The 22,715-nt window shown below is 68.0% G+C and carries 23 protein-coding genes and 1 tRNA gene; 7 read left to right on the plus strand and 17 right to left on the minus strand.

Annotated features, from left to right (window positions below):
* The first annotated feature begins 78 nt into the window (after positions 1–78).
* From Q9R39_RS16560 to Q9R39_RS16570, 3 genes are all read left to right on the plus strand, one after another.
* Positions 79–154 (plus strand) — tRNA-Thr (locus Q9R39_RS16560).
* A 304-nt stretch (positions 155–458) separates the two neighbouring features.
* The gene (locus Q9R39_RS16565; protein WP_311277798.1) at positions 459–1,724 is read left to right on the plus strand and encodes a Fic family protein; all 1,266 of its coding nucleotides are present in this window, start codon (positions 459–461) and stop codon (positions 1,722–1,724) included.
* A 108-nt stretch (positions 1,725–1,832) separates the two neighbouring features.
* Positions 1,833–2,987 (plus strand): hypothetical protein, encoded by a 1,155-nt coding sequence (locus Q9R39_RS16570; protein ID WP_068970196.1) that lies wholly within the window; start codon positions 1,833–1,835, stop codon positions 2,985–2,987.
* Positions 2,988–3,009: 22 nt separating this feature from the next.
* On the opposite strand, the gene Q9R39_RS16575 is transcribed toward Q9R39_RS16570, so the two are convergent.
* Both Q9R39_RS16575 and Q9R39_RS16580 read right to left on the minus strand, forming a co-directional pair.
* Positions 3,010–3,726 (minus strand): phytanoyl-CoA dioxygenase family protein, encoded by a 717-nt coding sequence (locus tag Q9R39_RS16575; RefSeq protein WP_226514346.1) that lies wholly within the window; start codon positions 3,724–3,726, stop codon positions 3,010–3,012.
* A 110-nt stretch (positions 3,727–3,836) separates the two neighbouring features.
* Complete coding sequence (locus tag Q9R39_RS16580) at positions 3,837–4,397, minus strand: TetR/AcrR family transcriptional regulator (RefSeq protein ID WP_226512314.1); 561 nt, start codon at positions 4,395–4,397, stop codon at positions 3,837–3,839.
* Positions 4,398–4,551: 154 nt separating this feature from the next.
* Between Q9R39_RS16580 and Q9R39_RS16585 the strand changes: the two genes are divergently transcribed.
* The gene (locus tag Q9R39_RS16585) at positions 4,552–5,394 is read left to right on the plus strand and encodes an alpha/beta fold hydrolase (RefSeq protein ID WP_065630546.1); all 843 of its coding nucleotides are present in this window, start codon (positions 4,552–4,554) and stop codon (positions 5,392–5,394) included.
* Positions 5,395–5,490: 96 nt separating this feature from the next.
* Here the strand turns inward: Q9R39_RS16585 and Q9R39_RS16590 are convergent, their stop codons facing one another.
* From Q9R39_RS16590 to Q9R39_RS16605, 4 genes are all read right to left on the minus strand, one after another.
* Complete coding sequence (locus tag Q9R39_RS16590) at positions 5,491–5,670, minus strand: hypothetical protein (protein ID WP_269553014.1); 180 nt, start codon at positions 5,668–5,670, stop codon at positions 5,491–5,493.
* A gap of 103 nt (positions 5,671–5,773) precedes the next feature.
* Positions 5,774–6,298 (minus strand): SRPBCC family protein, encoded by a 525-nt coding sequence (locus Q9R39_RS16595; protein ID WP_311277799.1) that lies wholly within the window; start codon positions 6,296–6,298, stop codon positions 5,774–5,776.
* A complete protein-coding gene (locus Q9R39_RS16600) occupies positions 6,295–6,738 on the minus strand; it encodes a metalloregulator ArsR/SmtB family transcription factor (RefSeq protein ID WP_311277800.1) in 444 nt (147 codons plus the stop codon). The genes Q9R39_RS16595 and Q9R39_RS16600 overlap by 4 nt, the downstream gene beginning before the upstream one ends.
* 47 nt (positions 6,739–6,785) lie before the next feature.
* Positions 6,786–8,072, minus strand: coding sequence for a DNA polymerase III subunit delta' (locus tag Q9R39_RS16605; protein WP_311277801.1), 1,287 nt, complete (start codon positions 8,070–8,072; stop codon positions 6,786–6,788).
* 172 nt (positions 8,073–8,244) lie between these two features.
* On the opposite strand from Q9R39_RS16605, the gene Q9R39_RS16610 reads away from it, so the two are divergent.
* Complete coding sequence (locus Q9R39_RS16610) at positions 8,245–9,705, plus strand: adenylate/guanylate cyclase domain-containing protein (RefSeq protein ID WP_078111767.1); 1,461 nt, start codon at positions 8,245–8,247, stop codon at positions 9,703–9,705.
* Between the two features lie 66 nt (positions 9,706–9,771).
* On the opposite strand, the gene topA is transcribed toward Q9R39_RS16610, so the two are convergent.
* The 3 genes from topA to Q9R39_RS16625 form a co-directional block, all read right to left on the minus strand.
* Positions 9,772–12,843, minus strand: a complete 3,072-nt coding sequence (gene topA, locus Q9R39_RS16615; protein WP_311277802.1) for a type I DNA topoisomerase — start codon at positions 12,841–12,843, stop codon at positions 9,772–9,774.
* A 185-nt stretch (positions 12,844–13,028) separates the two neighbouring features.
* Positions 13,029–13,613 carry a hypothetical protein gene (locus tag Q9R39_RS16620; protein ID WP_311277803.1) on the minus strand — a complete coding sequence of 195 codons (585 nt, stop codon included), beginning with the start codon at positions 13,611–13,613 and terminating at the stop codon, positions 13,029–13,031.
* 173 nt (positions 13,614–13,786) lie between these two features.
* Positions 13,787–13,990: a cold-shock protein gene (locus Q9R39_RS16625; protein WP_004022110.1), complete on the minus strand. Its 204-nt coding sequence runs from the start codon at positions 13,988–13,990 to the stop codon at positions 13,787–13,789.
* Positions 13,991–14,327: 337 nt separating this feature from the next.
* On the opposite strand from Q9R39_RS16625, the gene Q9R39_RS16630 reads away from it, so the two are divergent.
* Both Q9R39_RS16630 and Q9R39_RS16635 read left to right on the plus strand, forming a co-directional pair.
* Positions 14,328–16,655, plus strand: a complete 2,328-nt coding sequence (locus tag Q9R39_RS16630; protein ID WP_311277804.1) for a DEAD/DEAH box helicase — start codon at positions 14,328–14,330, stop codon at positions 16,653–16,655.
* The gene (locus Q9R39_RS16635; RefSeq protein ID WP_311277805.1) at positions 16,648–17,199 is read left to right on the plus strand and encodes a hypothetical protein; all 552 of its coding nucleotides are present in this window, start codon (positions 16,648–16,650) and stop codon (positions 17,197–17,199) included. The genes Q9R39_RS16630 and Q9R39_RS16635 overlap by 8 nt, the downstream gene beginning before the upstream one ends.
* Before the next feature lie 17 nt (positions 17,200–17,216).
* Here Q9R39_RS16635 and Q9R39_RS16640 read toward each other — a convergent pair whose 3' ends face one another.
* The 8 genes from Q9R39_RS16640 to ssd form a co-directional block, all read right to left on the minus strand.
* Positions 17,217–17,588 carry an Rv3654c family TadE-like protein gene (locus Q9R39_RS16640; protein WP_065630534.1) on the minus strand — a complete coding sequence of 124 codons (372 nt, stop codon included), beginning with the start codon at positions 17,586–17,588 and terminating at the stop codon, positions 17,217–17,219.
* Entirely contained in the window at positions 17,585–17,980 is a 396-nt protein-coding gene (locus tag Q9R39_RS16645; protein WP_311277806.1) for a TadE family type IV pilus minor pilin, read from the minus strand. Before Q9R39_RS16645 ends, Q9R39_RS16640 begins: the two co-directional genes overlap by 4 nt.
* Complete coding sequence (locus Q9R39_RS16650) at positions 17,980–18,240, minus strand: DUF4244 domain-containing protein (protein ID WP_082652892.1); 261 nt, start codon at positions 18,238–18,240, stop codon at positions 17,980–17,982. Before Q9R39_RS16650 ends, Q9R39_RS16645 begins: the two co-directional genes overlap by 1 nt.
* Positions 18,241–18,367: 127 nt before the next feature.
* On the minus strand, positions 18,368–18,742 hold the full coding sequence (locus tag Q9R39_RS16655; RefSeq protein WP_065630549.1) for a VOC family protein: 375 nt from the start codon (positions 18,740–18,742) through the stop codon (positions 18,368–18,370).
* Positions 18,743–18,777: 35 nt separating this feature from the next.
* Positions 18,778–19,398 carry a type II secretion system F family protein gene (locus Q9R39_RS16660; RefSeq protein ID WP_211538702.1) on the minus strand — a complete coding sequence of 207 codons (621 nt, stop codon included), beginning with the start codon at positions 19,396–19,398 and terminating at the stop codon, positions 18,778–18,780.
* A complete protein-coding gene (locus tag Q9R39_RS16665; RefSeq protein WP_311277807.1) occupies positions 19,395–20,246 on the minus strand; it encodes a type II secretion system protein F in 852 nt (283 codons plus the stop codon). Before Q9R39_RS16665 ends, Q9R39_RS16660 begins: the two co-directional genes overlap by 4 nt.
* Positions 20,243–21,451: a TadA family conjugal transfer-associated ATPase gene (locus Q9R39_RS16670; RefSeq protein WP_211538701.1), complete on the minus strand. Its 1,209-nt coding sequence runs from the start codon at positions 21,449–21,451 to the stop codon at positions 20,243–20,245. The genes Q9R39_RS16665 and Q9R39_RS16670 overlap by 4 nt, the downstream gene beginning before the upstream one ends.
* Positions 21,448–22,509, minus strand: coding sequence for a septum site-determining protein Ssd (gene ssd, locus Q9R39_RS16675; protein ID WP_311277808.1), 1,062 nt, complete (start codon positions 22,507–22,509; stop codon positions 21,448–21,450). Before ssd ends, Q9R39_RS16670 begins: the two co-directional genes overlap by 4 nt.
* Positions 22,510–22,715: the final 206 nt, after the last annotated feature.

Genomic DNA, 22,715 nt, shown 5'->3' on the forward strand with positions numbered 1-22,715 from the left:
CCCTCTGGCTTCGACGACCCGGGTTTTGTTCGTGCCCCCGTCCCTCGCTAGACTCGTCTGCGCTGCCTCGCGTAGCACGCCGCCCTAGCTCAGTCGGTAGAGCAATTCACTCGTAATGAATAGGTCAGGGGTTCGATTCCCCTGGGCGGCTCCATCTCCTCCCGGCCACTCATGCCTCGGTTCTGGCCCACCCCTGCGTCGTCAGAAATCCGCCGCGCGGCCGCCTCGACGCACTGACCGCAGGCCGTTTAGTTCACTCGTTCAACCATGAACAGGCGGGCGTGTGGCAGCCCCGCGGTGCGCGACCCCCGTCGACCGACCCTGCGAACGCAGCCCTGGGCACCATTGGAACAATAGAGGCCACTCCGACTGTTCCTTATTTTATCTATCTCCGTCTCTGTATAACATAGGCCATACAGGCCACCCCGCTTTTGCGTATGGATGCGGAGATAGATCAAGTGTCATACAGAACGCTCAAGTCCGTCTTCCACCAGCGCGATCAAGTCGGCGCCGACGCTGAGGAACGGGTCCGACGCGAGTCTCCCGCCGCCCTCCGCTGGGACTTGATGATCGGCGAGTACCCGATGTTCGCGCTGCTGACCCCCGAGATCGCAGTGCTGATCGAACGAATCATGAGCTTTGAGCCGAAGATTCAGTCCGAGTGGAAAGATCTGCCAGGACGAGCACGGACCCACTATCTCCATCGCATGGTCATCGACGAAATCCAAGCGACCAACGAGATCGAACAGGTCCGTTCGACCCGACAGGAGATCGGTGCTGCGATCAGGGCCGTCCGGGCGCGACAACCCATCGAAAACAAGCGCTTCGCGGAGATGGCGCGTCTTTACCTCGACATCGGCAACGACGAGGCCGAAAGTCCGCATACGCTGGACGACATCCGGGCTGTCTACGACGCGGTGACCGCGGGAGAGATCCGTGATGAAGACGCTCCCGATGGGCGGCTGTTCCGGCAGGGACCGGTATCGATCGAATCCGGGACCAAGATCGTGCATACCGGAGTCGTGCCCGAGTCAGCGATCGACGCAGCGCTCACCCTGATGCTGAGCCAGGCGCGCGACGATTCGGTCCCCCAACTCATCAGGGCCGTGGCTGCGCACTTCATCTTCGAGTACACGCACCCGTTCTACGACGGCAACGGCCGAACCGGGCGCTACCTTCTCGCACTCGACCTCCGACAGGTGATCGCTCCGTACGCGAGCCTCGCGCTGTCGGCGACCGTCGCCGACAACAAGGACCGTTACTATCGCGCGTTCGCGGACGTGGAGAATCCACTGAATCGCGGGGATCTGACGCCTTTCTTGATCAGAATGTTGGAGATCATCGCCGAGGCACAACATCGGCTGCTGCTCGACCTCTCCGAACGTCGGCAGAAGATCGAGGCGCTCAGGGCACGCCTTCGCGATCTGGTTGATGACGAACAGTTTCCGCTCAGCGTAGGGCTCGACCGCGAGTCGTCACCGCCGATAAGTCCTGACGACTTCGGCGCGATCTTGTACACCCTCGGCCAGGCCTACTACGTCGATGTGAACCGCGCCGTCCGATCGAACACCCTGGCCGACGTGCTGGGAAGATCCAGTCAGTTCGTCCGACCGCGACTCCAGCTCTTGGACGACGCCGGGATCATCGAGACCGTCACGAGGAAACCGCTGCGTTTCCGGCTCACCCAGCGGGTGGCCGCGCTGCTGGATCTGGAAGGACCGTGATCTCCAGTAGCTGACCCTCCGAGTAGATGTCCCGATTTGTGTCATTCAGACGACAGCGAGCAGCCCACTCGTCGTCTAATATCTGATCGACAAAGAGGGGGCCCAGGGGTGGCAGGATATCGGCGCGGCACACGACGCGCCGTCGAGAACGACGGCGTCGGTCCTCTTCGACGACCCTCGGGCCTCTCCAACGCCTCTCTCACCCTCGGCGCGCTCTCGCTGGCCACCGTCATCCCGACCGCGGTCGCATCGATCAACGTGACCACCCTGATCCACGCTCTCGCCGCGCCGGACACCGTCCAGGTGGCCACCGAATCGACCACCGGGTGGAGCCAACCGATCCCGTTGTCGCCGGGCGCCGGCGGCCCCGCCGCCCCGTCCGTCGCTGCGACACCGACCGGCGGGCCGGCCGCTCCCATGACACGCGACCTGTCTTCCACGGGTACACCGAGAACGCTGGTCATCGACTTTCCGCACTCGGTCGGACCCATCATCGCCGGCGGTCCCCGAACCCGCGCAGTGTTGTCGACGGAGCTCGACGACGAACTCAAAGAACGTGCGGTGCAACAGAACCTGGCGGTCATGACCGTCATCGCCGGACTCGACGCGAACAGTCCGTTCGTCGTCTACACCGGCGACGCCCAGGGCTCCGGCGGGCCCGGCGCGCCCGGTGTACCCGAGGGCGGCACCAGCCTGACTCCGCCCCCGCCGGGTACCGACGGGCCGGTCATCGTGCTGGTGTCGGATCCGCGCGGGCCGTGGAGCATTCGAGTCTGGCTGGAGACCATCCCGCTCGTCTCGGCACTCCTGAAGTCGATCGGATGGAAGGTCGACCCGCCCCGGACGGACCGCCCTGTCGAGACGCCACGTCCCGATGCCGGCACGGGCAGCGAGCCGGAGGTCACCGAACCACCCCGCGGACGGCCCATCGAGCCGACCACCGACCGTGGCGACACCACATCCGACGCCGGAGCCGATGCCGAGACGCCCAGGAACACCGTCGAGACACGGGACGTGGGCCGGGAAACCCTGCGGGACATCGTGGTCGACGATGACCAGGACTTGCCGACCGAGTCCGCCGATGTCGAAGACGACGGGGACACCGGACCGGACTCAGGCGAAGCGGGCGACGACGGTCCGTCCGAGGGCTCGGGCAACTCGCGATCCGACTCGTCGAGCCGTGACAGCTCCGGCGCGGGCGACGACAGCGACTCTTCCGACCACGGTGGTTCCGACAGCGAATCCTCGGAATCCGCCGCCTGATCCGTCGTCGTAGATCAACTGCTCAACCGAACACGGACCCGAGTGGTGCTGCCGAGTCGGGCGACAACGGCGAGGTCAGCATCACCGGCCCCTGCGCCATGAATCGTGGAGTCGCACCACGATGTTCGTCAGCCGCGTGCACGGTGAACGGATGGACCACGTAGACGTCACCGGGACTGCCGGTCGCATAAGCGACGCGACGCTCGCGACTCGCGGCGTCCAGTAGCGGACCGGCGTCGAAGGGGCTCATCCCGTCGTCGTCGAGGACGGCGACTGCGTCGCGATGTGACCCCACCCGGATGCGTGTCGGTGCGTCGGTCGGTCCGACTTCGGAGAGCAGGGTCAGGATCAGCACGGTGTGGGGCCGTCGACTCACCACCCACGATCCGTCCTCGCGCGGTGTGTTGGCGTCGATGTGCCAGCCGCGGTCATCGACCGTCGGCGGCAGCGGGAAGCGGACCGGTATGTTGCCCAGGGCGCCGCGCGGTGTCCAACCGCCGACGCCACAGATCGCATCGAGCGCCTCGGTCAGCTCCGGACTGTTCGCGAGCAACCCGAATGGGCCGGCCCCCACCATGTCCGACGCCCAGCGCACCGGATCGGTCCAGGCGTCCGGGTCGTCCTCGGACAGACCCAGCTGAGCCCACAATCCTGCCCGCGCCCGGTCCGCGGCCTCGCGCAGCGACGGACGCTCGATCTTGAGGAAACCGTCTGCGCTGAACCTGTCGACGTCGATCACCGTCGCAGCCTCCCACCATCGGGCGTCTCCCGCGAGCGATTTTCGCCGCACCGCGGGCGACAGATCACCAAGCGTCGAGAAGCTCACGGCCGCAAGACCTCTGGAATCGACTACCGGAGAGCTTGGTCGATCAGGACTTCGGCGGCGGCACGTGCATCGTCGGCGGCACGCGCCGAGCCCGCGATCGCCGCCGTGGTCTGGGCCCCCTCGGCGAGGATGGACAGCTGCGCGCCGAGGCCGTCGGGGCCTCCCAACTCCGCCACCAGACCCGCGACGTAACGCTGGAAATCAGCTTTCTGCGCACGGACCGCGGCGGCGACCGAGGGCATCTCGGCCCCGAGTTCGCCGTAGGCGTTGATGAACGCGCACCCGCGGAACTCGTCGGTGCCGAACCACTGGAACAAGAAGTCGAACACGGCGAGCAGCCTCTCCCGCGGCGACGACAGCCCCTCCGCACAGGCGGCGATCCCGCTGTTCCACTGCCGGGTCCGATCGTCGAGCACCGCGAGGATCAACGCCTCCTTCGACGGGAACATCGAGTAGATCTTCTTCAGCGACACCCCCGCCGCATCGCGGACCTTGTCCATCCCCACCGCGTGGACCCCGTGCGCGTTGAACAGCCGGTCAGCGGCACGGACCACCTGCTCGCGCGGGTCCACGGCGTCGGCCACCTCGATCTCCTCTGCTGCCGGATCCCGGCTTGGGGGTTGCGCGGGGAACGATCGTTCTCTAGTGTAGCAATCACCGGCGAGAACGACCGTTCTCCCGCCCGCCGCATCGATTCCGATCCCGATCGGGTCGCCTCAACAGAGAGAAGTGATCGCAATGGGCTACATCAAAGTCGGCACCGAGAACTCCACCGACGTCGAGCTGTACTACGAAGATCACGGCACCGGCCAGGCCGTCGTGCTGATCCACGGCTATCCGCTCGACGGGAACAGCTGGGAACTGCAGGCGCGCGAGCTCATCGACGCCGGCTACCGCGTGATCACCTATGACCGTCGCGGGTTCGGGAAGTCGAGCAAGGTCGGCACCGGCTACCACTACGACACCTTCGCCGCGGACCTGAACACCGTCCTGGAGACGCTCGACCTCCGCGACGTCATCCTCGTCGGATTCTCCATGGGCACCGGCGAACTCGCCCGCTACGCCAAGAACCACGGCACCGACCGGGTCGCGAAGTTCGCGTTCCTGGCGTCGCTCGAACCGTTCCTGGTGAAGACCGACGACAATCCCGAAGGCGTCGACCGGTCCGTCTTCGACGGTATCGCGGCGGCCGCCAAGGAGAACCGCTACGCCTGGTACACGCAGTTCTACAAGGACTTCTACAACCTCGACGACAACCTCGGCACCCGCATCACCCAGGAGGTCGTCGACGCGAACTGGAACACCGCGGTCGGCAGCGCGCCGGTCGCCGCCTACTCGGTCGTCCCCGCCTGGATCGAGGACTTCCGCGAAGATGTTGCCGCAGTGCGTGACTCGGGCAAGCCGACCCTGATCCTGCACGGCACGGCCGACAACATCCTGCCGATCGATGCCACTGGTCGCCGCTTCCACCAGGCCGTTCCGGAGGCCGAATACGTCGAGGTCCCCGATGCGCCGCACGGCCTGCTGTGGACTCACGCCGCCGAGGTGAACGAGGCGCTGCTGGGGTTCGTTCAGAAGTGAGCGACCCGGGGTGAGTTCGCCCGGCGAACACACCCGCGTGACAGCAGGACGGCCGCCGGATGGATTCTCCATCCGGCGGCCGTTTGCCGTCTGTCCCTACCGGGCGTCGTCGTCGACCCGTTCCGCGTCCTCGGCGGTCTCGTCAGACGTCTCGGCGTCCTTGTTGTCGGCGAGGGGGTCGTAGCCGGGGACACCCTCGAGCACCGTCAGTTCCTGATCGATGGCGGCCGAGACGGCCTTGGCATCTTCCTTGATCTTGCGGATGAAGTCCGACATCGCTCGCTCCTCGCTCATCGTCCGGCCGCGGCACGCGACCGTGACCTCATGATAGGTCGAGGCCTGCGTCACCCTCCGGCGATCGGAGTCCGGGCGCGACCGATCAGTCCCGGAACATGTCCGCGTACGACGACGACAGCGCCGGGTAGTAGGCGTCCCAGTCGACCTCGGCGACGCCACGGCCGGCCTCGGCCGCCACCAAGCGGTCCAGGTAGTACTCCCATCCCGGGCCCACGTTCTCGGCCATGTCGGCCCGTGGCAGTCCCTGCGCGAAGGTCAGTGTCGTCGTTCCGTGGGCTTCCGCCAGGTCCAGTTCCAGCCGCCACACGTCCTCATCCCCGTCCTGGGCCGGGGACTTCGATTCGACGACCAGCCGGCGCGGCGGATCGCATTCCAGGATCGTGAACCGCTCCGGCTCCACGTCGTCGCCCTCGGCGGTCATCCGGAAGTCGACGAAACCGTCGACGGGGTCGCCGGCCCATGTTCCGATCCAGCGTTCGAGGCGCGCGGGTTCGGTGATCGCCGCCCATACGACGTCGATCGGCGCGGCGAAACTCCGTTCGAGCACCACGTGCGGCACGCCGGCCCGCACCTCTCGGCGGCCGGTGGCCGCGATGTCCGCAGTCATCCTGTCTCCTTGTGTCGTCTGCCTGAATCGGGCTGTGCAAGAGGGGAGTTCGCGGATTCCTCATCGACGAACTCGCGCACGGTACGTCGCACCTCGAGGTCGAGCGCGTCGAGATGACGCTCATCGAATCTCGGCTGCACGGCGTGCGAGTCCACGGCGCGCGAGTCCACGGCGTGCGAGCCCGCAACCGCCGAGTCCACCGCGTCGAGCCACGCCCGGACCCCGGCCAGCGCGCCGGACGCCAGCTCGTAATGCCGCTCCCGGCCGTGGTCGACGGCCGTCGTCACGCCAGCTTCGCCGAGCACACGAAGGTGACGCGAGATCGCCGGTCGGCTGATCGGGTGGTCGGCCGCGAGATCGACGACGCGCGCCGACCCGCGAGCGAGCCGCTCGATCAGCGCACGACGCACCGGGTCGGCAATCGCCTCGAAGTCATCCACGACCTATTGGTAACACATGAGTTACCAATAGGGAAGGGTGAAGCTGTCTACGCCCCGACCGGTCGCGCGAGCGCGAGTCCGATCCGCGCGACCATGTCGTCGACGGCGAACTTCGGCTTCACGTTCATGTCGAGGGCCTCCCGGCACGCGAGCACGGCTTCGACGCACTGCAGCAGCTGCTCGGGCTTGGCGTAGCCGGCGAGCGGATTCGCGAGGTCGTCGGCCTTGTCCGGATGCATCGCGGTGACCTGGGCGCCGACGCCGACGACGAGCGCGTCGCGGAACAGCGCGGCGAGGTCGACCAGGGCACGGTCGAGGACGTCGCGTCCGACCCGGGTCGCCCTCGACTTCTGCCGCTTCTCCAGTTCCTTGAGCGCGCCGGCACTTCCGCGCGGCATCCGCGCAGTGCCCTTGCCCGTGCCGCCCGCCCCGAGCGCGGTCTTCATCTCCTCGGTCTCGGCCGCGTCGAGTTCGGCACTGATCGCCTTGGCGGCCTCATCGGCCGACCGGACGAGCTCCTCGGCGGCGGCGTACGCGGTCGAGTCCCGGGAGGCGGCCCTCGCCAACCCCAGAGCCTTGTCGCGCTGGGAGCGGGCGTCCGGATCGGTAGCCAGCCGGCGCGCACGACCGATGTGTCCGCCGCACACCGAGGCCGCCCACCGCGCCTGCTCGGGGTCGAGACCGTCGCGCTCGACGAGGACCCGCTCGATGTCGGCGGCTGTCGGCGTGACGAGCGCAACGTGTCGGCAGCGCGAGCGCAGGGTCACCGAGATGTCCTCGGGATCGACCGACGGCGCGCACAACAGGAAGACCGTTCGCGACGGCGGCTCCTCGACGACTTTCAGCAGGGCGTTCGCGGCCTGCTCGGTGAGGCGGTCGGCGTCCTCGACGATGACGATCTGCCAGCGCCCCGTCCCCGGCCGGCGAGCAGCGGCCTGGACGATGTCGCGCATGGCCTTCACCGCGAGACTCAGTCCGTCGGGCACGACGTGGCGGACGTCGGCGTGGGTCTTCGCCATCACCGTGACGCACGCACGACACTCACCACAGCCGACGTTCGCGGCGTCGGGCGCCTGGCACTGGAGAGCCGCGGCGAAGCACTGCGCTGCCACCGACCGACCGCTGCCCGGTGGTCCGGTGAACAGCCACGAGTGGGTCATCGACGCCCGCGACCACCCCGCATCGACGGCCGGGATCTCGTCGTCGGCGAGGGACAGGTCGTCCGACGTACCAGCGTCGAGCCTCGCCGCAAGAGCACGCGCCGCCCGTGCGGCGGCCCGCAGATCGTCGGCGATGGCCTCTTGCCCGGTCAGCCGATCGAAGACATTTGTCACAGCAACACCCTAATCCGCAGTTCGGACACGCCTGAGGCGCGGAACCGTGTTTAACGATTGCAAGCAGCCAGCTACCGTAGTCTCCGTGGTTCAACAACGGTCGCGGTGGTCAAAGGGCCTGCATCTGGCCCGATGGCTGATTCATACGCCGTGGCCCATTCTCGCGCTGGACATGCTGCGGGCGAACCTCGTCGGCGCACTGTTCACCTTCGCGTTCCTGCGCTTCGGCATGCCGATCCAGGATTCGATCAGCCTCGACGAGATCACCGCCCTGAACCAGGTCATCTTCGCTGCCTACCTGTTGATCGCGATGGTCATCGGCGGCTTCGCCAGCATCCAGCTGTCACTACCGGTGCTCATCTGGCATCGGCGTCGCACCCGACTCGACAACGAGGCCGCACGACGCCGCGCGCTCGCCCTCCCGATGCTGCTGACCGCGGTGAACGCCGCGCTGTGGGTCGTGGGAGGCACGCTGTTCACGCTCGTCAACCTGACCGTGTCGTCGAAGAACGCCTTCATCGTCGCGATCGCCAGCACGATCGGCGCGATGGTCACGTGTGCGCTCAGTTACATGCAGGCCGAGAAGGTCATGCGGCCGATCACGGTCGCGGCGATGGCCAACAATCCCGACAATGCCATCGCGCCCAGTGTCACCACCCGCATCACGGCGTTCTGGGTGATCAGCGTGGTCGCCCCGATGCTGGTGATCATCGGGATGATCGTGCTGCACCGGCTCGGCATCATCGAGGCCGACTCCACCGGCCTGGAACGCCCGATCCTGTGGATGGCCATCTCCGCGCTCGCGTTCAGCGTGATCGCCATCGTGCGCGTCGTGGCCGCCATCAACGACCCGATCAAGCAGCTGCGGCGCGCGCAGTCCAAGGTCAGCGAGGGCGACCTCAACGTCGCGGTAAAGATCTACGACGGCAGTGATCTCGGCCTGCTGCAGGCCGGGTTCAACGACATGGTCGCCGACCTGCGCGAACGCCAGCAACTGCGCAACCTGTTCGGTCGGTACGTCGGGGAGGACGTCGCGCGGCGCGCCATCGAGACCGGCACCGAACTCGGTGGTGAGGAACGCTACGTCGGCGTTCTCTTCGTCGACATCGTCGGCTCGACGCGCCTGGCAGTGAACCGGCCGCCCCGCGAGATCGTCGAACTGCTCAACGAGTTCTTCCGGGTCGTGGTCGGCGTGGTCGGTCGCCACGGCGGGTTCGTCAACAAGTTCCAGGGCGACGCCGCGCTCGCGATCTTCGGGGCGCCGCTCGACCTCGACGACTTCGCCGGCCGGGCACTCGCGTCCGCGCGCGAACTGCGGGCCGAGCTCTACGAGACGCTCGGTGACACCGACATCGGCATCGGGGTGTCGGCCGGCAAGGCCATCGCCGGACACATCGGCGCCGAGCAGCGACTGGAGTACACCGTCATCGGCGACCCGGTCAATGAGGCGGCCCGCCTCACCGAGCTCGCGAAGGACGAACCCACCCGCGTCCTCGGCTCGGCGCGCGCGGTGTTCCTGGCGTCGCACGAGGAAGCCGAGCACTGGGAGATCGGCGAGGGCGTCGAACTCCGCGGCCGCGGGATCGAAACGCTTCTCGCGCGCCCGCACCTCGAGCCGGACCGGCGGGACTGAGCTACCACCCTCCCCTGCCCCTGAGGCGACTCGCCTTCGCTTGTCCCCAGCGTTTATTGGGCGCATTTACTCGGCGTCCGGCGTCGCCTTCTTGGCCGCCGTCTTCTTGGCGGTCGACTTCTTGGCTGCGGTCTTCTTCGCCGTCGTCTTCTTGGCTGCGGTCTTCTTCGCCGCCGTCTTCTTGGCCGCTGTCTTCTTGGCGGGGGCCTTCTTCGCCGCCGCCTTCTTCGTGGTCTTTTTGGCCGGGCCACGAGCCCGACGATCGGCGAGCAACTCCATCGCGCGCTCCGGCGTGATCGAGGCGACCTCGTCGCCCTTGCGCAGGCTGGCGTTGGTCTCGCCGTCGGTCACGTACGGTCCGAACCGACCGTCCTTGATGACCATCGGTTTGCCGCTGACCTCGTCGTCCTTGCCGAGCTCACGCAGCGGCGGCGCGGCGGCCTGACGACCGCGACGCTTGGGCTCCGAGTAGATCTTCAGCGCCTCGTCGAGGGTGATCTCGAAGAGCTGCTCCTCGGTGCCGAGGGACCGCGAGTCCGAGCCCTTCTTGAGATACGGGCCGTACCGGCCGTTCTGCGCGGTGATCTCGTCGCCCGACTCCGGGTCGACGCCGACGACGCGCGGCAGCGACAGCAGCTTCAGCGCGTCCTCGAGCGTGACCGTCGAGATGTCCATCGTCTTGAACAGCGAGCCCGTACGCGGCTTGGGACCGGCCTTCTTCGCCGCCTTCTTCGCGGTCTTCTTCGCCGCCGGCTTCGTCTTGGTGGCCGTGCCCCCGCCGGGCGAGTCGAGCGGGACGACGTCGCCGTCGGCGGTGTCTGAACCTCCGGTACCGCCCCCCGACCCGCCGTCACGCGGCGTCGGGCCCGCGGGAATGGTTGCGGGCGTGTCCCCGTCGTCGTCATCGTCGTCCGACGGCAGGACCTCGGTCACGTACGGACCGAAACGTCCTTCCTTGGCGACGATCTCGTGACCGGTGGCGGGGTCCGTACCGAGCGAACGCCCCTCTTGCGGTGTCGCGAAGAGCTTTTCGGCGACCGCGAGGGTCAACTCGTCCGGGGTGATGTCAGCGGGCAGGTTGGCGCGCTGCAGATCCTCTTCCGCACCGTCCGCGGCGACATTGCGCTCCAGATACGGCCCGTATCGGCCGACCCGCACATAGATCGGGCGGCCCTCTTCGTCGTTGAACAGACGGATGGAGTTGACCTGCCGTGCGTCGATCTCCTCGAGATTGACGCCGACGAGCTTCTTCAGACCGCCGTATTGCGCGATTGCCGAATGGGCGGAACGGGTTTCACCGTCGGCACCGGAATGGTCGTCGCCGAAGTAGAACTCCGACAACCACTTCGTGCGGTTCTCGTTACCCGTTGCGATCTGATCGAGGTCGTCTTCGAGGGTCGCGGTGAAGTCGTAGTCGACGAGGCTCTGGAAGTACGCCTCCAGCAGACCGACGACCGCGAACGCGATCCACGACGGCACCAGGGCGTTGCCCTTCTTGACCACGTACCCGCGGTCCTGGATGGTGCCGATGATCGACGCATACGTCGACGGTCGGCCGATCCCGAGTTCCTCGAGCACCTTCACCAGCGACGCCTCGGTGAACCGTGCGGGCGGGTTGGTGGAGTGACCGTCTGCGGTCAGGTCGGTGGCCGTCAGCGACTGCCCCTCGGTGAGCTGCGGCAACCGGTTCTCGGCGTCGTCGGCCTGGCCGCCGCTGAGCTCGTCGACCGTCTCCACGTAGGCCGACAGGAAGCCCGGGAAGGTGATCGTGCGACCTGACGCGGCGAAGGTGCAGCGCTCCCCTGACGACGCGGTACCGGCGATACGCAGGCTCAGCGTGGTGCCCTTGGCGTCGGCCATCTGCGACGCGACCGTGCGCTGCCAGATCAGTTCGTACAGGCGGAACTCGTCGGCCTCGAGTTGTCCGGCAACCTGGCCGGGGGTACGGAAGGTCTCACCGGCGGGTCGGATCGCCTCGTGTGCTTCCTGGGCGTTCTTGACCTTGCGGGTGTACTGACGCGGCGTCGGGTGGACGAAGTTGTCGCCGTAGAGCTCGCGGGCCTGGGCGCGGGCGGCGTTGATCGCCGACTCGCTGAGGCTCGTCGAGTCGGTACGCATATAGGTGATGAAGCCGTTCTCGTACAACCGCTGCGCGATCCGCATCGTGCGGTCGGAGGTGAACCGCAACTTGCGGCCGGCCTCCTGCTGCAGCGTCGACGTCATGAACGGCGCGTACGGACGGCGCGTGTAGGGCTTCTCTTCGACCGAGGTGACGGTCATCCCCGCACCTCGCAGGCCGGTGGCCAGACTCTCGGCGCGGTCGGCGTCGAGCACGATGACGCCGTCGGACCTCTTCAGGACACCCGTCGACTCGAAGTCGCGTCCCGTGGCGACCCGGGCTTCGTCGACGTTGACCAGCCGCGCCTTGAAGGTCTGCGGATTGGAGCTGTCCGCACTCTCCGCGCTCGCGTCCATCGTCGCGGAGATGTCCCAGTACTCGGCCGACACGAACGCCATACGCTCGCGCTCCCGCTCGACGATGATGCGCGTCGCCACCGACTGCACACGGCCCGCCGACAGCTTCGGCATGACCTTCTTCCACAGCACCGGCGACACCTCGTAGCCGTAGAGGCGGTCGAGGATGCGTCGGGTCTCCTGCGCGTCGACGAGGTCGATGTCGAGGTCACGCGGGTTCTCGGCAGCCGCCCGGATGGCCGGCTCGGTGATCTCGTGGAACACCATGCGCTTGACGGGGATCTTCGGCTTGAGGGTCTCGAGGAGATGCCAGGCGATCGCCTCCCCCTCGCGGTCACCGTCGGTGGCGAGGTAGAGCTCGTCGACGTCCTTCATCAGCGACTTCAGTTCACTGACGGTCGACTTCTTGTCGGGCGACACCACGTACAGCGGCTCGAAGTTCTCGTCGACGTTCACGCCGAGACGTGCCCAGGACTGCCCCTTGTACTTGGCCGGCACGTCGGCGGCACCGCGCGGGAGGTCGCGGATGTGCCCTCGGGAGGACTCCACCACATAGTTCGCCCCCAGGTACCCGGCGATCTTGCGGGCCTTGGTCGGGGACTCGACGATCACGAGGCGTCGAATACCCCTGTTCGAGCGGGATGCGGTGCTGGTCTCTGCCACCGGGGCGTCCTTCGGTTGACTGGGTGGAGAACGTTCCTGCGTGTCAGTTCAGGTGTGTTCGATGGGTTTGTACCTTATGTATAGCGCCGTTTGCACATCTGAATTCCGTCTCGGACCCGGCGAGGTGACCGATCCGACACCGTTCCGACCCGTTGTAGCAGCTCAACGGCTCGAATGCGGGATGACTAATGCTCGTCGACCGGAGGCCAGTCGGCGACGGCCTCGGCACAGGGCGGCACACCGACGTACTCGTGCAACCGGGACAGGCGCCGGTGGCCGGCGATCCGCAAGGCCGGGGAATGCCCGCGCGTACCGACGAGGGTGGGTGCGATGCCGACACGCATCAGCGCCGTGGCGAGTGCCGCGTGCGACTCCGGAGCGTGGGGATCCAGTCCGAGCTGGTAGCGGCCGGCATCCGATTGACCGGAAGCGATCACCCACAGGCGCAGGGCCCGGTAACTCGGAACCCAACCGGGGGGCATCGCCTTGACCGCTCCCGCGGACCAGGCCGCGTGCAGGGGATCGAGTTCATGGCAGGGCGCGGTCCGGGCCAGCGGGGTGCCCTCGTCGGAGACCGTCGACTCGGCTTCGAGGCCGGCCGCACGCATCTCGACGACGATCTGCTCTGCCCGCCAGCGGTCGGCGACCACGATCGAGACCCGCGTACCGGTTTCGGAGCGGACGGCCTGTCCGTGCGCCGCGAGCAGCCCCGCGAGGTCGGCGTACGCGGGCTGTTCGGTCTCCGCGGAGAAAAACGACAACTGGCCCACGATTCGAGACTAGTGCTGTGTCTCGGAAATAGGTGGGCGGTTCAGGTGGCGCGTTCGCGACGCGCGGAGCGCTGCGGAACAGGAGCCGGACAACAAACCGCTCCCGCCTCGACGAATCGAAACGGGAGCGGTGGTTTGCCCCGACTGCGTGGTGCAGTCACACGCGGGTCTCCTCAGACAGCGCGGACGCCGGTGGCCTGCGGCCCCTTGGTGCCCTGACCGACCTCGAACTCGACCCGCTGGTTCTCCTCGAGGGTGCGGAAACCGGATCCCTGGATCTCGGAATAGTGGACGAACACGTCGTCGGAACCCTCATCAGGCGCGATGAAGCCGAAGCCCTTTTCCGCGTTGAACCACTTCACAGTTCCCTGTGCCATTCTTGCAATCCTTTACATATCAACTGTCGCGACACGATGGGTCATCGTGTCGTGGCCGGTCGACCGCCATACCTCAAAGAGCCCCGCGAAGATCTGCATCGATCCGCCAAACTAACCTCAGTACCACGGCTGCAACATGCTTGTCGCCCACCGGGCGGTGGGTCGCGAAAGCTGCGGCCGGAACCAGTCAATCATGTTCGGCCCCCCAGCGATAGTCACACGAACCAAAGTGAGTCAAAACCTCGTCAAACTTCAGACCAACGACACCAGCCGGTAACATCGACGCAGGTCGGAGACCCGTCGCTGCAACACTATTTCGAAGAGTTCTCACCAGAAGATGCAGTACTCCACATTCGGGACAGGCCTGTTGGCCCGCACCCTCGCGGGTTCCGACGCCGACCCCTCCCCTCTCACCCACCTCTCGGTAATCCCGTCGCGCTCACCATCTTTCGACGCCTGGCCGGAGTGGGTGCCGCAACCCCTGATCGACGCCTACGCCGACAACGGCATCGAGAAGGTGTGGACTCACCAGGCGCGCGCGGCCGATGCCGCATTCCGCGGCAATCATGTGGCTATTTGCACCGGGACCGCATCGGGCAAATCGATGTCGTATCAAATTCCCATTCTCACTTCTTTGCTGAACGAAAAGAATGCGACCGCGTTATACCTCGCGCCGACAAAAGCTCTCGGGGCCGACCAGATCCGGACAGTGTCCTCGATTATCGCCGGGCGACCGGAGTTCGGGCACCTCCAGCCGTGCGCATACGACGGCGACACCGACCCCGAGATCCGGCAGTGGGCGCGCGCCCATTCGCGCTGGATCTTCACCAACCCCGACATGCTGCACATCGGCATCCTCTCCCATCACCACCGATGGCGTCAGTTCTTCCGGCATCTGCGATTCATCGTCGTCGACGAATGTCACCATTACCGAGGCGTGTTCGGGTCCCACACCGCCCTGGTGATGCGGCGTCTGCTGCGGATCGCGCGGGCCGCCGGTGCCGATCCGGTCGTCATCGGCGCGAGTGCGACGGTCGCCGAACCGGCCGAGGCGCTGGGCCGGTTGATCGGTGAACCGGCCGTCGCGGTGACCGAGGACGCATCTCCCCGCGGGGAGCGGACCGTCGCCCTCTGGGAGCCCGATTTCCTGCCGGTGGTCACCGGCGAGAACGGTGCACCCGTGCGACGCTCGGCCGGCGCCGAATCCGCCCGACTGCTGGCCGATTTCGTGGTGGAAGGTGCTCGTACACTGTGTTTCGCCCGGAGCCGGCGGGGCGTCGAGCTGACCGCACTCAGCGCACGACACCTGTTGTCACAGAGCGCCCCCGAGCTCGAGTCCCGGGTCGGCGCGTACCGGGCGGGATACCTGGCCGACGATCGGCGACGTCTGGAGAAGGCCATCTCCGACGGCGAACTGCTCGGCGTGGCCACCACCAATGCGCTCGAACTCGGCGTGGACATCAGCGGACTCGACGCCGTGATCGTCAGCGGGTACCCCGGCACGGTCGCCTCGTTCTGGCAGCAGGCCGGGCGCGCGGGACGCCAGCGCGAGTCCGGCGACTCACTCGTCGTGCTCGTCGCCCGCGACGACCCGCTCGACACCTACCTCGTGCATCATCCCGAGTCACTCCTCGGCAAACCCGTCGAGGCCACGGTCACCGACCCCGCCAACCCGTACATTCTCGGTCCGCACCTGCTGTGCGCCGCCATGGAGAAACCGCTGTCGGACAGCGAGATCGACGCCTGGAACGCCCGCGACGTGGCGCAGGGCCTGGCCGCCGACGGCCTGCTGCGCAAACGTAAGTCCGGCTGGTACGTCACCGCCGGAACCGAACCCCACGCCGACGTCGACATCCGCGGCGGCATCGGCGGGCAGGTCCTGATCGTCGACACCACGACGTCGCAGCTGCTCGGTACCGTCGACACCGGACGGGCCATGTCGACGGTGCACCCCGGCGCCGTCCACATCCACCAGGGCGAGACCTATCTCGTCGACGAGCTCGACCTCGACGACGGTCTCGCGCTGGCGCATCCGGAGGACCCGGACTGGACGACGTCGGCGCGGGAGACGACGGACATCAGCATCACCGCGACGCTCGCGAGCCGGCGATTCGGCCCGCTGACGGTCGCATTCGTGGAGGTCGACGTCACCCATCAGGTCGTCGGTTACCTGCGCACGTTGCGCACCGGAGAGGTGCTCGACGCCGTCGAGCTCGACATGCCCGAGCAGACCCTGAGCACCCGCGCCGTGATGTACACCCTCACAACGGAGGCACTCGCCGACGCCGGTATCGACGAGACCCGGTTGCCCGGTTCGTTGCACGCCGCGGAACACGCGGCCATCGGCCTCCTTCCTCTGGTTGCGACCTGCGACAGGTGGGACATCGGTGGACTCTCGACCGACCTCCACCCGGACACCGGTCTGCCGACGGTCTTCGTCTACGACGGGTACATGGGCGGTGCCGGTTTCGCCGAACGCGGGCATTCGGCGTTCCTGACCTGGATCGACGCCACCCGAGACGCCGTGGCCAGCTGCGGTTGTGAGAGCGGTTGCCCATCCTGCGTGCAGAGTCCCAAATGCGGCAACGGTAACGATCCGCTCGACAAGTATGGCGCAGTAGCCGTCCTGGATCTTCTCCGTCGGGAATACTTGGCCCATGCATGACGAGGCATCCGACCGGGGGACCCACACGTATCGTCAGGTCATCCGACCCTCTCGTGCCTTCTTCCTGCTCGCCCGCCCGACGCAGAACACCGACCAGTTGCCGTCGTCCATCGGCGAGCGCGACGTGTTCTTCTCCGAAGACGAGGCGCTCGACGCCCTGGACCTCCACTACGCCTGGTGCGCGGCCCGTTCCGGAGGTTTCACCGATGTCGTGACCACGGCACAGTGGTATCTGCAGACGGCGATGGTCGGTCCGCGGGTCACCGCCTCCCTCGGTGAGGTCTATCTGGCGTCCACCGATGCCCAGTCCGGCGAAACCTGGGCAGCGGCAGGCGGTTTCCTCACCGAGGGGGAACTCATCCACTGGTCGTCGTTCGTCCGGGCCGCCCGATCGTGGATTCCGCTCAACACCGGGACCGATGCGCTCGAACTCGCCTATCGCGGCGACACCGACGTGCACTTCCACCAACTGTGGTTCGCGCCCATGCAGTCCATCCGGGTGTATCCCAAGCGGATCTCTGTCGAATCCGACGGTCTCGGGTAGAGCCGCCCTCCGGCACGTCAGTCAACCGGTCCCGCGCGCGCCTGGGCGGTGGCGTCGCTCGTCCCGAAACTCCCGAGCGCCACCGGCACCCGAACCGTCACCACCACATCGTCTCCGGCGGTACGGCACTCCACGAGCTCGGCCCCCGAGTCCTGTCGGCGGCTCAGATCTCGTGCCGCCGCGCATGGATTCGGCTCACCCGCGGCATGCTCGATCGCCGCGGCCAGTGCGGACAGGTCGGCCGCCGACTGGGCGCGGTGGCGGGCGAGCACCGCTGCCCCGACATAGATCACCATGACGAGAACCGCAGCCAGCGCCGCGATCACGAATGCGCCCAACACCGTTGCGTGACCGTCGTCGTCGGCGATCAGCCCACGACGGCGCGTCATGGCCCCACCCCCGGCGCGAACACCACCTGATCCGCACCTGTCGGCTCCTTGGCCGCGACCGCTCGGGCCGACACCGTGAGACCCGGCAGCATCGCCACACCCGATCGGACCTCGACCACGACGACCCGATCGTCCGCATCCGAGATCGACACGTGCGCAACGTCTCCGACCAGCCGTTGCGCGACCTCGCGCCCCGAAGCATCACCCGCAGCGGACAGGCGAGCCACCTCGCGTGCCGCATCGGTACAGCGGATCTGGGTGGTCACCGCGGCGACCGCACCCACGGCGATGAGCACCATGACGACGATCGCGGCGATCGCGTACGCGGCCTCGACCGTCACCATGCCTGATTCGTCGGCGAGCAGGCGTCGCAGCCACTTTCGGCGGTTCATCAACCGACCGAGGTGTTGAGCGCCTTTCCGATGATGCCCGTCAGGGCACTCACGATGTTGTCACCGGTGACCACCGTGTAGAGGATCGCCCCGAACGCCGCCGCGGCGATGGTGCCGATCGCGTACTCCGCCGTGGACATGCCTTCCTCGTCGGCCATCAGGCGCGTCATGTGCGCGCCGAGACGTCCGATCACATCGCTTCGATCGTGCGGCGCCGCGGCCTGGGTGGCGTCATGGGTCCGGAACATGGTGCGTGACATAGTCTCTCCTGGGAGTCGATGGAACCGAGTGAACGGTGTTGCACGTACTTGGACGCAGCGCGTCGCCGTTCGGATCCCTCGGATTGGCCGACCATGCCGTTCCGGCGCAAACCCGGACGATCGCCAGTTACGAGGTCGACCACACCCCGAGTTCGTTGCCGCTGGGATCGGTGAAGTGGAACCTACGACCACCGGGGAAAGCATAGGGGCCGTTCACGATCTCGCCACCCGCCGCGCGCACCCGCTCCACTGAGGCGTCGAGATCGTCGGAGTAGAGCAGCACCAGCGGACCACCGCGTACGGCTGCGACCTCGCTCGTCGCGAGACCCCCGACCTCGGGCAGGTCCGGGCCGCCCGGATTCGCGATCCCCGCGTATGCGGGACCGTAGTCGTTGAACTGCCAGCCGAACGCAGCAGCGTAGAACGCCTGCGCCGCGGCCGAGTCGGTGACGGTGAGTTCGATGTAGTCGATCGCATGGTGTCGGTGCCCGGAGTCGGTCATGGAGAACATTCTGCGTCGTCGCACCGACAAGCACGTCAGATCGAACCCAGAACCGACGAGGCGAGCCCGACGACGACCGGGACGATCCCGAGACAGATGAACGCGGGCAGGAAGCACAGTCCGAGCGGGCCGCTGATCGCGACACCGGCCCGTTCGGCGGCGGCAAGTGCGTCGTCGTGCGCCCGGCGTCGAACATCATCGGCGAGTTCGGCGAGGCCGCCGGCCAGCGACGAGCCGGCCCGCGCCGACCGGCGCGCCATCGCGGCGAGTGCATCGAGATGGTCGTCCGACGTCTCGCCGTCCGGTCCGTCGAGCAGGGCCGACCATGCCGCGTCCGGATCGGCGCCCAGCTGCAGCAGGTCGGCGACGTGAGCGAGGGGCGCCGCCATCGACGCCGGCGCGCGTTCGGCGACCACCGAGGCCGCGGTCCCCACCGGCAGACCGGCGCGTAGGCACACCGCGAACAGATCGAAGGCCGCCGCGACCGCGAACGGGTCGTCGGCGGTGGGACCGGCACCGAGCCACCGCGGCGTGCGATCGGGCGGCGGCGGATCGGTCACCCGATAGAGCAGCCAGCGCGGCGCGGGCCAGATCCACAGCGCGGCCGCGAGCAGCACCGCCGAACACGCAGTGCCGGTGAGGCCGCCGGCGATCATCGTGCCAGCACCTTGCCGGTGATGCGCTCGGACCAGCCGATCCCCGCGGCGACCAGAGCGCACCCGACCACCAGCAGGATCCCACCCAGGCCACCGCCGAGGAGGACCTGGATCGGACCCGCACCGGTCGCCTGACCCAGGGCGATCCCGAGCAATGGCAGCCCGGCGAGGACCGCCGCCGTCGCCCGCGGTCCCGACAGTCCGGCTCGCGTCCGATCCGCGAAGCCACGCCGCGCCTGAAGATCCGAACGCACTGCACCGAGCAGGTCGACCATCGGCAGGCCGCGGTCCTCGGCGATCTGCCAGGCCACGCCGATACGACGCCAGGACGCCTCACCCGAGACCCTGCCCGCCAGGCCGGCCCCGGACACCGGGTCGATCACCGACCCGCCCAGTGCGGCCCGGAACGCCATCGACTCCAACCCGTTCGCGATCTCCGCTCCGGTGGCCGGGTCATGGGGCTCGCGACGACGGAGTTCGGCGACCGCGACCTCGCAGGCCCGGACCGGTGGCGCACCCACCGACAGTTCGGCGATCATCAGCGACAGCCCCAGGAGCAAGTCATCCGACTGGCGGTCGAGGCGCTTCTCGGCCGACCGCCGCCGACGTACCCACAGCACGACGGTCACAACGATCGCGGCAGCGACGGCGGCCGCCAGTCCGCCGATCAGGAGCGACCCGAACGGGACCGTCATCGGGATCAGCACGACCGGAACCGATCTCCGGGCGGGGCGGGGTTGTCCGGACACCGTCTGGAGTCGGTGTCTCGCTCGCGGCGCGGCCGACAGCGGCAGCGCGACGCCCACGGCTCCCAGGACCAGCGCGACGGCGACCGGCGTGGACATCATCGTCGGTCCCCCGACACCGGCCCACGCCCGGCGACCAACCGGTCGAAGTGATCGCGCTCCGCCGTGAATCCGCTGTTCCGCAACCAGATCGGCACGATCGTCACGCGTCCGGCGTCGTCGCGCCGGACGACCCCGACCTCGGCGAGTCCGCGGGTCCCGCCCGCGTTGCGCGCCACGCCGAGCACCACCTGCAGTGCGGCACCCAGCTGACTGTGGAGAGCGTCGCGGGCCATGCCTCCGAGGGCGGCGAGGGCCTCCATCCGCGCCGGCACCTCCGACGTCGAGTTCGCGTGGACCGTGCCGGCACTCCCGTCGTGCCCGGTGTTCAGCGCGGTGAGGAGGTCGATGACCTCACCGCCGCGAACCTCTCCGACGATGATCCGGTCGGGTCTCATCCGAAGTGCCTGACGGACCAGGGTCCGCACCGGCACCTCGCCCACGCCTTCGACATTCGACGCGCGCGCGACCAACCTCACCACCTGCGGATGGCGCGGGGCCAGTTCGAGCGCATCTTCGACGCAGACGACCCGCTCGCGCGGATCCATCGCTCCGATCAGTGCGTTGAGCAGGGTCGTCTTGCCGGTCCCCGTACCGCCTATCACCAGGAATGCCAGGCGGTTCCGGAGGATGTCCCCGATGATCGGCACCACCTCGGACGGGATCGCGCCGCTCTCGACGAGGCTCGGCAGATCCTTGGACGCCGAACGCAGGACCCTTAAGGAGATACACGTCCCGTCCGCGGCAAGCGGCGGGATGATCGCGTGCAGCCGCACGGTGTATCCGCGCCGACCGACGTTCGACAACTGCCCGTCGACCCAGGGCTGGGCGTCGTCGAGCCGCCGCCCGGCGCCCAGCGCCAGCCGACCCGCGAGGCGGCGGACCGACGCCTCGTCCGGGAAGCGGATCGTCGTCTGCTCGAGTCCGGATCCGCGGTCGACCCAGACCTCGTCGGGACCGGCGACCAGGATGTCGGCGATGTCGGGTTCGGCGAGGAGTTGCTCGAGCTTGCCCGCCCCGGTCAGCTCGGTCTGCAGGAAGCGGAGGGCGGCGAGCAGGTCGGTGTCACCCAGCACTCCCCCGGCCTCTGCGCGGATCGCGTCGGCGATGACGGCCGGACTCGGGTCGGCCGCGGCGGCGGCCAGTCGCGAGCGCACCCGGTCCAACAGCGCCTCGTCGGCCGGTCCGTCGATTCGCGCCTGGGTCACGACGCACGCTGTCGGTGCTCGGAGACCCTGGCGTGCACGGTGTGCGCCGCGCGTCCGAGCGGACTGCGGCGTCGCAACCGCAACGGACCACCCTCCAGCCGCCCCGCGAGACGGGGCTCCGGCCGATAGGCGGCGAGCAGTGGGAGTCCGATGGCATCGGCCACCTGTTGCGGACGCAACCCGCCGGGCGACGGGCCGCGCACCACCAGCTCGACGGCCACCTCGTCACCGACGACACGGTCGACGATGCGTCGAGCCGCGGCACATCCGCCGACGGTGGGTGTGGTCACCACCACCACGACGTCGGAGGATGCGATCGCGGCGCGCACCACCGGTGCGTCGGACCGGGGCAGGTCGAGCACGACGAGATCACCATGGGTGTGCCCCGCGTCGATGACCGCGGTGACCGCCTCGACACTCAACCCGGCGCTCGGCAGGCGTTGTGAGGTCAACACCGCCAGGCCCTCGCCCGCGCTCGGCAGCGCCTGGTGGAGCGCCGTACCGCCGACGACCCCGCCGTCGAGCGAGAGATCCTGCCACCGCAGCCCGCGGCGGCGCTCGATGCCCAGCAGGAGGTCGGCTCCGGCGCCCATGTCGTCGAGGTCGAGCAGCAGCGTGGGCGACTGGGCACCTGCCGACGTCAGCGCGACCGCCGCTGCCAGGGTCGACGCCCCGGCACCACCGTGAGCACCGATGAGCGCCACGACACCCGCGGGTCGGCGTCTGGGCACCCGGCACTCCGTCAGTACCCGGACGAGGCGTCCTTCGTCGGCCGGGAGCGTCGATGAGTCCTCGATACCCAGCTCCATCGCCATCCGCCAGATGTGTGCTCCCGGTTCGGCCGCACTCACCAGTACGAGGCCGGGTCGCCGAGGTGGGCGCACCCGGGCGAGGAGGGCGATCGCGGATGGGTCGGCCGCGACGGCCCGGGCGGTCAACCATTCGCGACGGCAATCGTCCGCCGGCGCGCTGATCACGTGGTATCCGGCTGCGGCGGCGCACCGTGCGACGTCGTCGTGGAGTTCGGGGTCTACGAGAACCAGGAGTTCATCGGGCATGCGGCCGATCATGCGGCAGGTGCGGCGCTCCGACGGGTGGGGTCCCGGGCAATTGGGGATGGCGGCGAAGGCTGTGGACAAACTCTCGCGACCAGCGGGGTCTCGGGCTACAAAAGACCCCAGACAGAGGACAACCCCGGCCAGGGGGGGGAGGAGGCCGGGGTCGTCACGTTTCAGCCCCGGGGGGTCGGGCTGAAACGCACCGG

Source organism: Gordonia sp. AC31, from assembly GCF_031844505.1.
GTDB lineage: Bacteria > Actinomycetota > Actinomycetes > Mycobacteriales > Mycobacteriaceae > Gordonia > Gordonia hongkongensis.

Excerpts from the sequence above, each read along its gene's own strand:
- Q9R39_RS16595 (WP_311277799.1), bottom strand. The coding sequence starts at position 6,298 with ATGACTGCGGACATCGCGGCCACCGGCCGCCGAGAGGTGCGGGCCGGC.
- Q9R39_RS16645 (WP_311277806.1), bottom strand. The coding sequence starts at position 17,980 with ATGAACCGCCGAAAGTGGCTGCGACGCCTGCTCGCCGACGAATCAGGC.
- Q9R39_RS16625 (WP_004022110.1), bottom strand. The coding sequence starts at position 13,990 with ATGGCACAGGGAACTGTGAAGTGGTTCAACGCGGAAAAGGGCTTCGGC.
- Q9R39_RS16655 (WP_065630549.1), bottom strand. The coding sequence starts at position 18,742 with ATGACCGACTCCGGGCACCGACACCATGCGATCGACTACATCGAACTC.
- Q9R39_RS16665 (WP_311277807.1), bottom strand. The coding sequence starts at position 20,246 with ATGATGTCCACGCCGGTCGCCGTCGCGCTGGTCCTGGGAGCCGTGGGC.
- Q9R39_RS16610 (WP_078111767.1), top strand. The coding sequence starts at position 8,245 with ATGCTGCGGGCGAACCTCGTCGGCGCACTGTTCACCTTCGCGTTCCTG.
- Q9R39_RS16650 (WP_082652892.1), bottom strand. The coding sequence starts at position 18,240 with ATGTCACGCACCATGTTCCGGACCCATGACGCCACCCAGGCCGCGGCG.
- Q9R39_RS16630 (WP_311277804.1), top strand. The coding sequence starts at position 14,328 with ATGCAGTACTCCACATTCGGGACAGGCCTGTTGGCCCGCACCCTCGCG.
- Q9R39_RS16635 (WP_311277805.1), top strand. The coding sequence starts at position 16,648 with ATGCATGACGAGGCATCCGACCGGGGGACCCACACGTATCGTCAGGTC.
- Q9R39_RS16590 (WP_269553014.1), bottom strand. The coding sequence starts at position 5,670 with ATGTCGGACTTCATCCGCAAGATCAAGGAAGATGCCAAGGCCGTCTCG.
- Q9R39_RS16660 (WP_211538702.1), bottom strand. The coding sequence starts at position 19,398 with ATGATCGCCGGCGGCCTCACCGGCACTGCGTGTTCGGCGGTGCTGCTC.
- Q9R39_RS16640 (WP_065630534.1), bottom strand. The coding sequence starts at position 17,588 with ATGACGCGCCGTCGTGGGCTGATCGCCGACGACGACGGTCACGCAACG.
- Q9R39_RS16585 (WP_065630546.1), top strand. The coding sequence starts at position 4,552 with ATGGGCTACATCAAAGTCGGCACCGAGAACTCCACCGACGTCGAGCTG.
- ssd (WP_311277808.1), bottom strand. The coding sequence starts at position 22,509 with ATGCCCGATGAACTCCTGGTTCTCGTAGACCCCGAACTCCACGACGAC.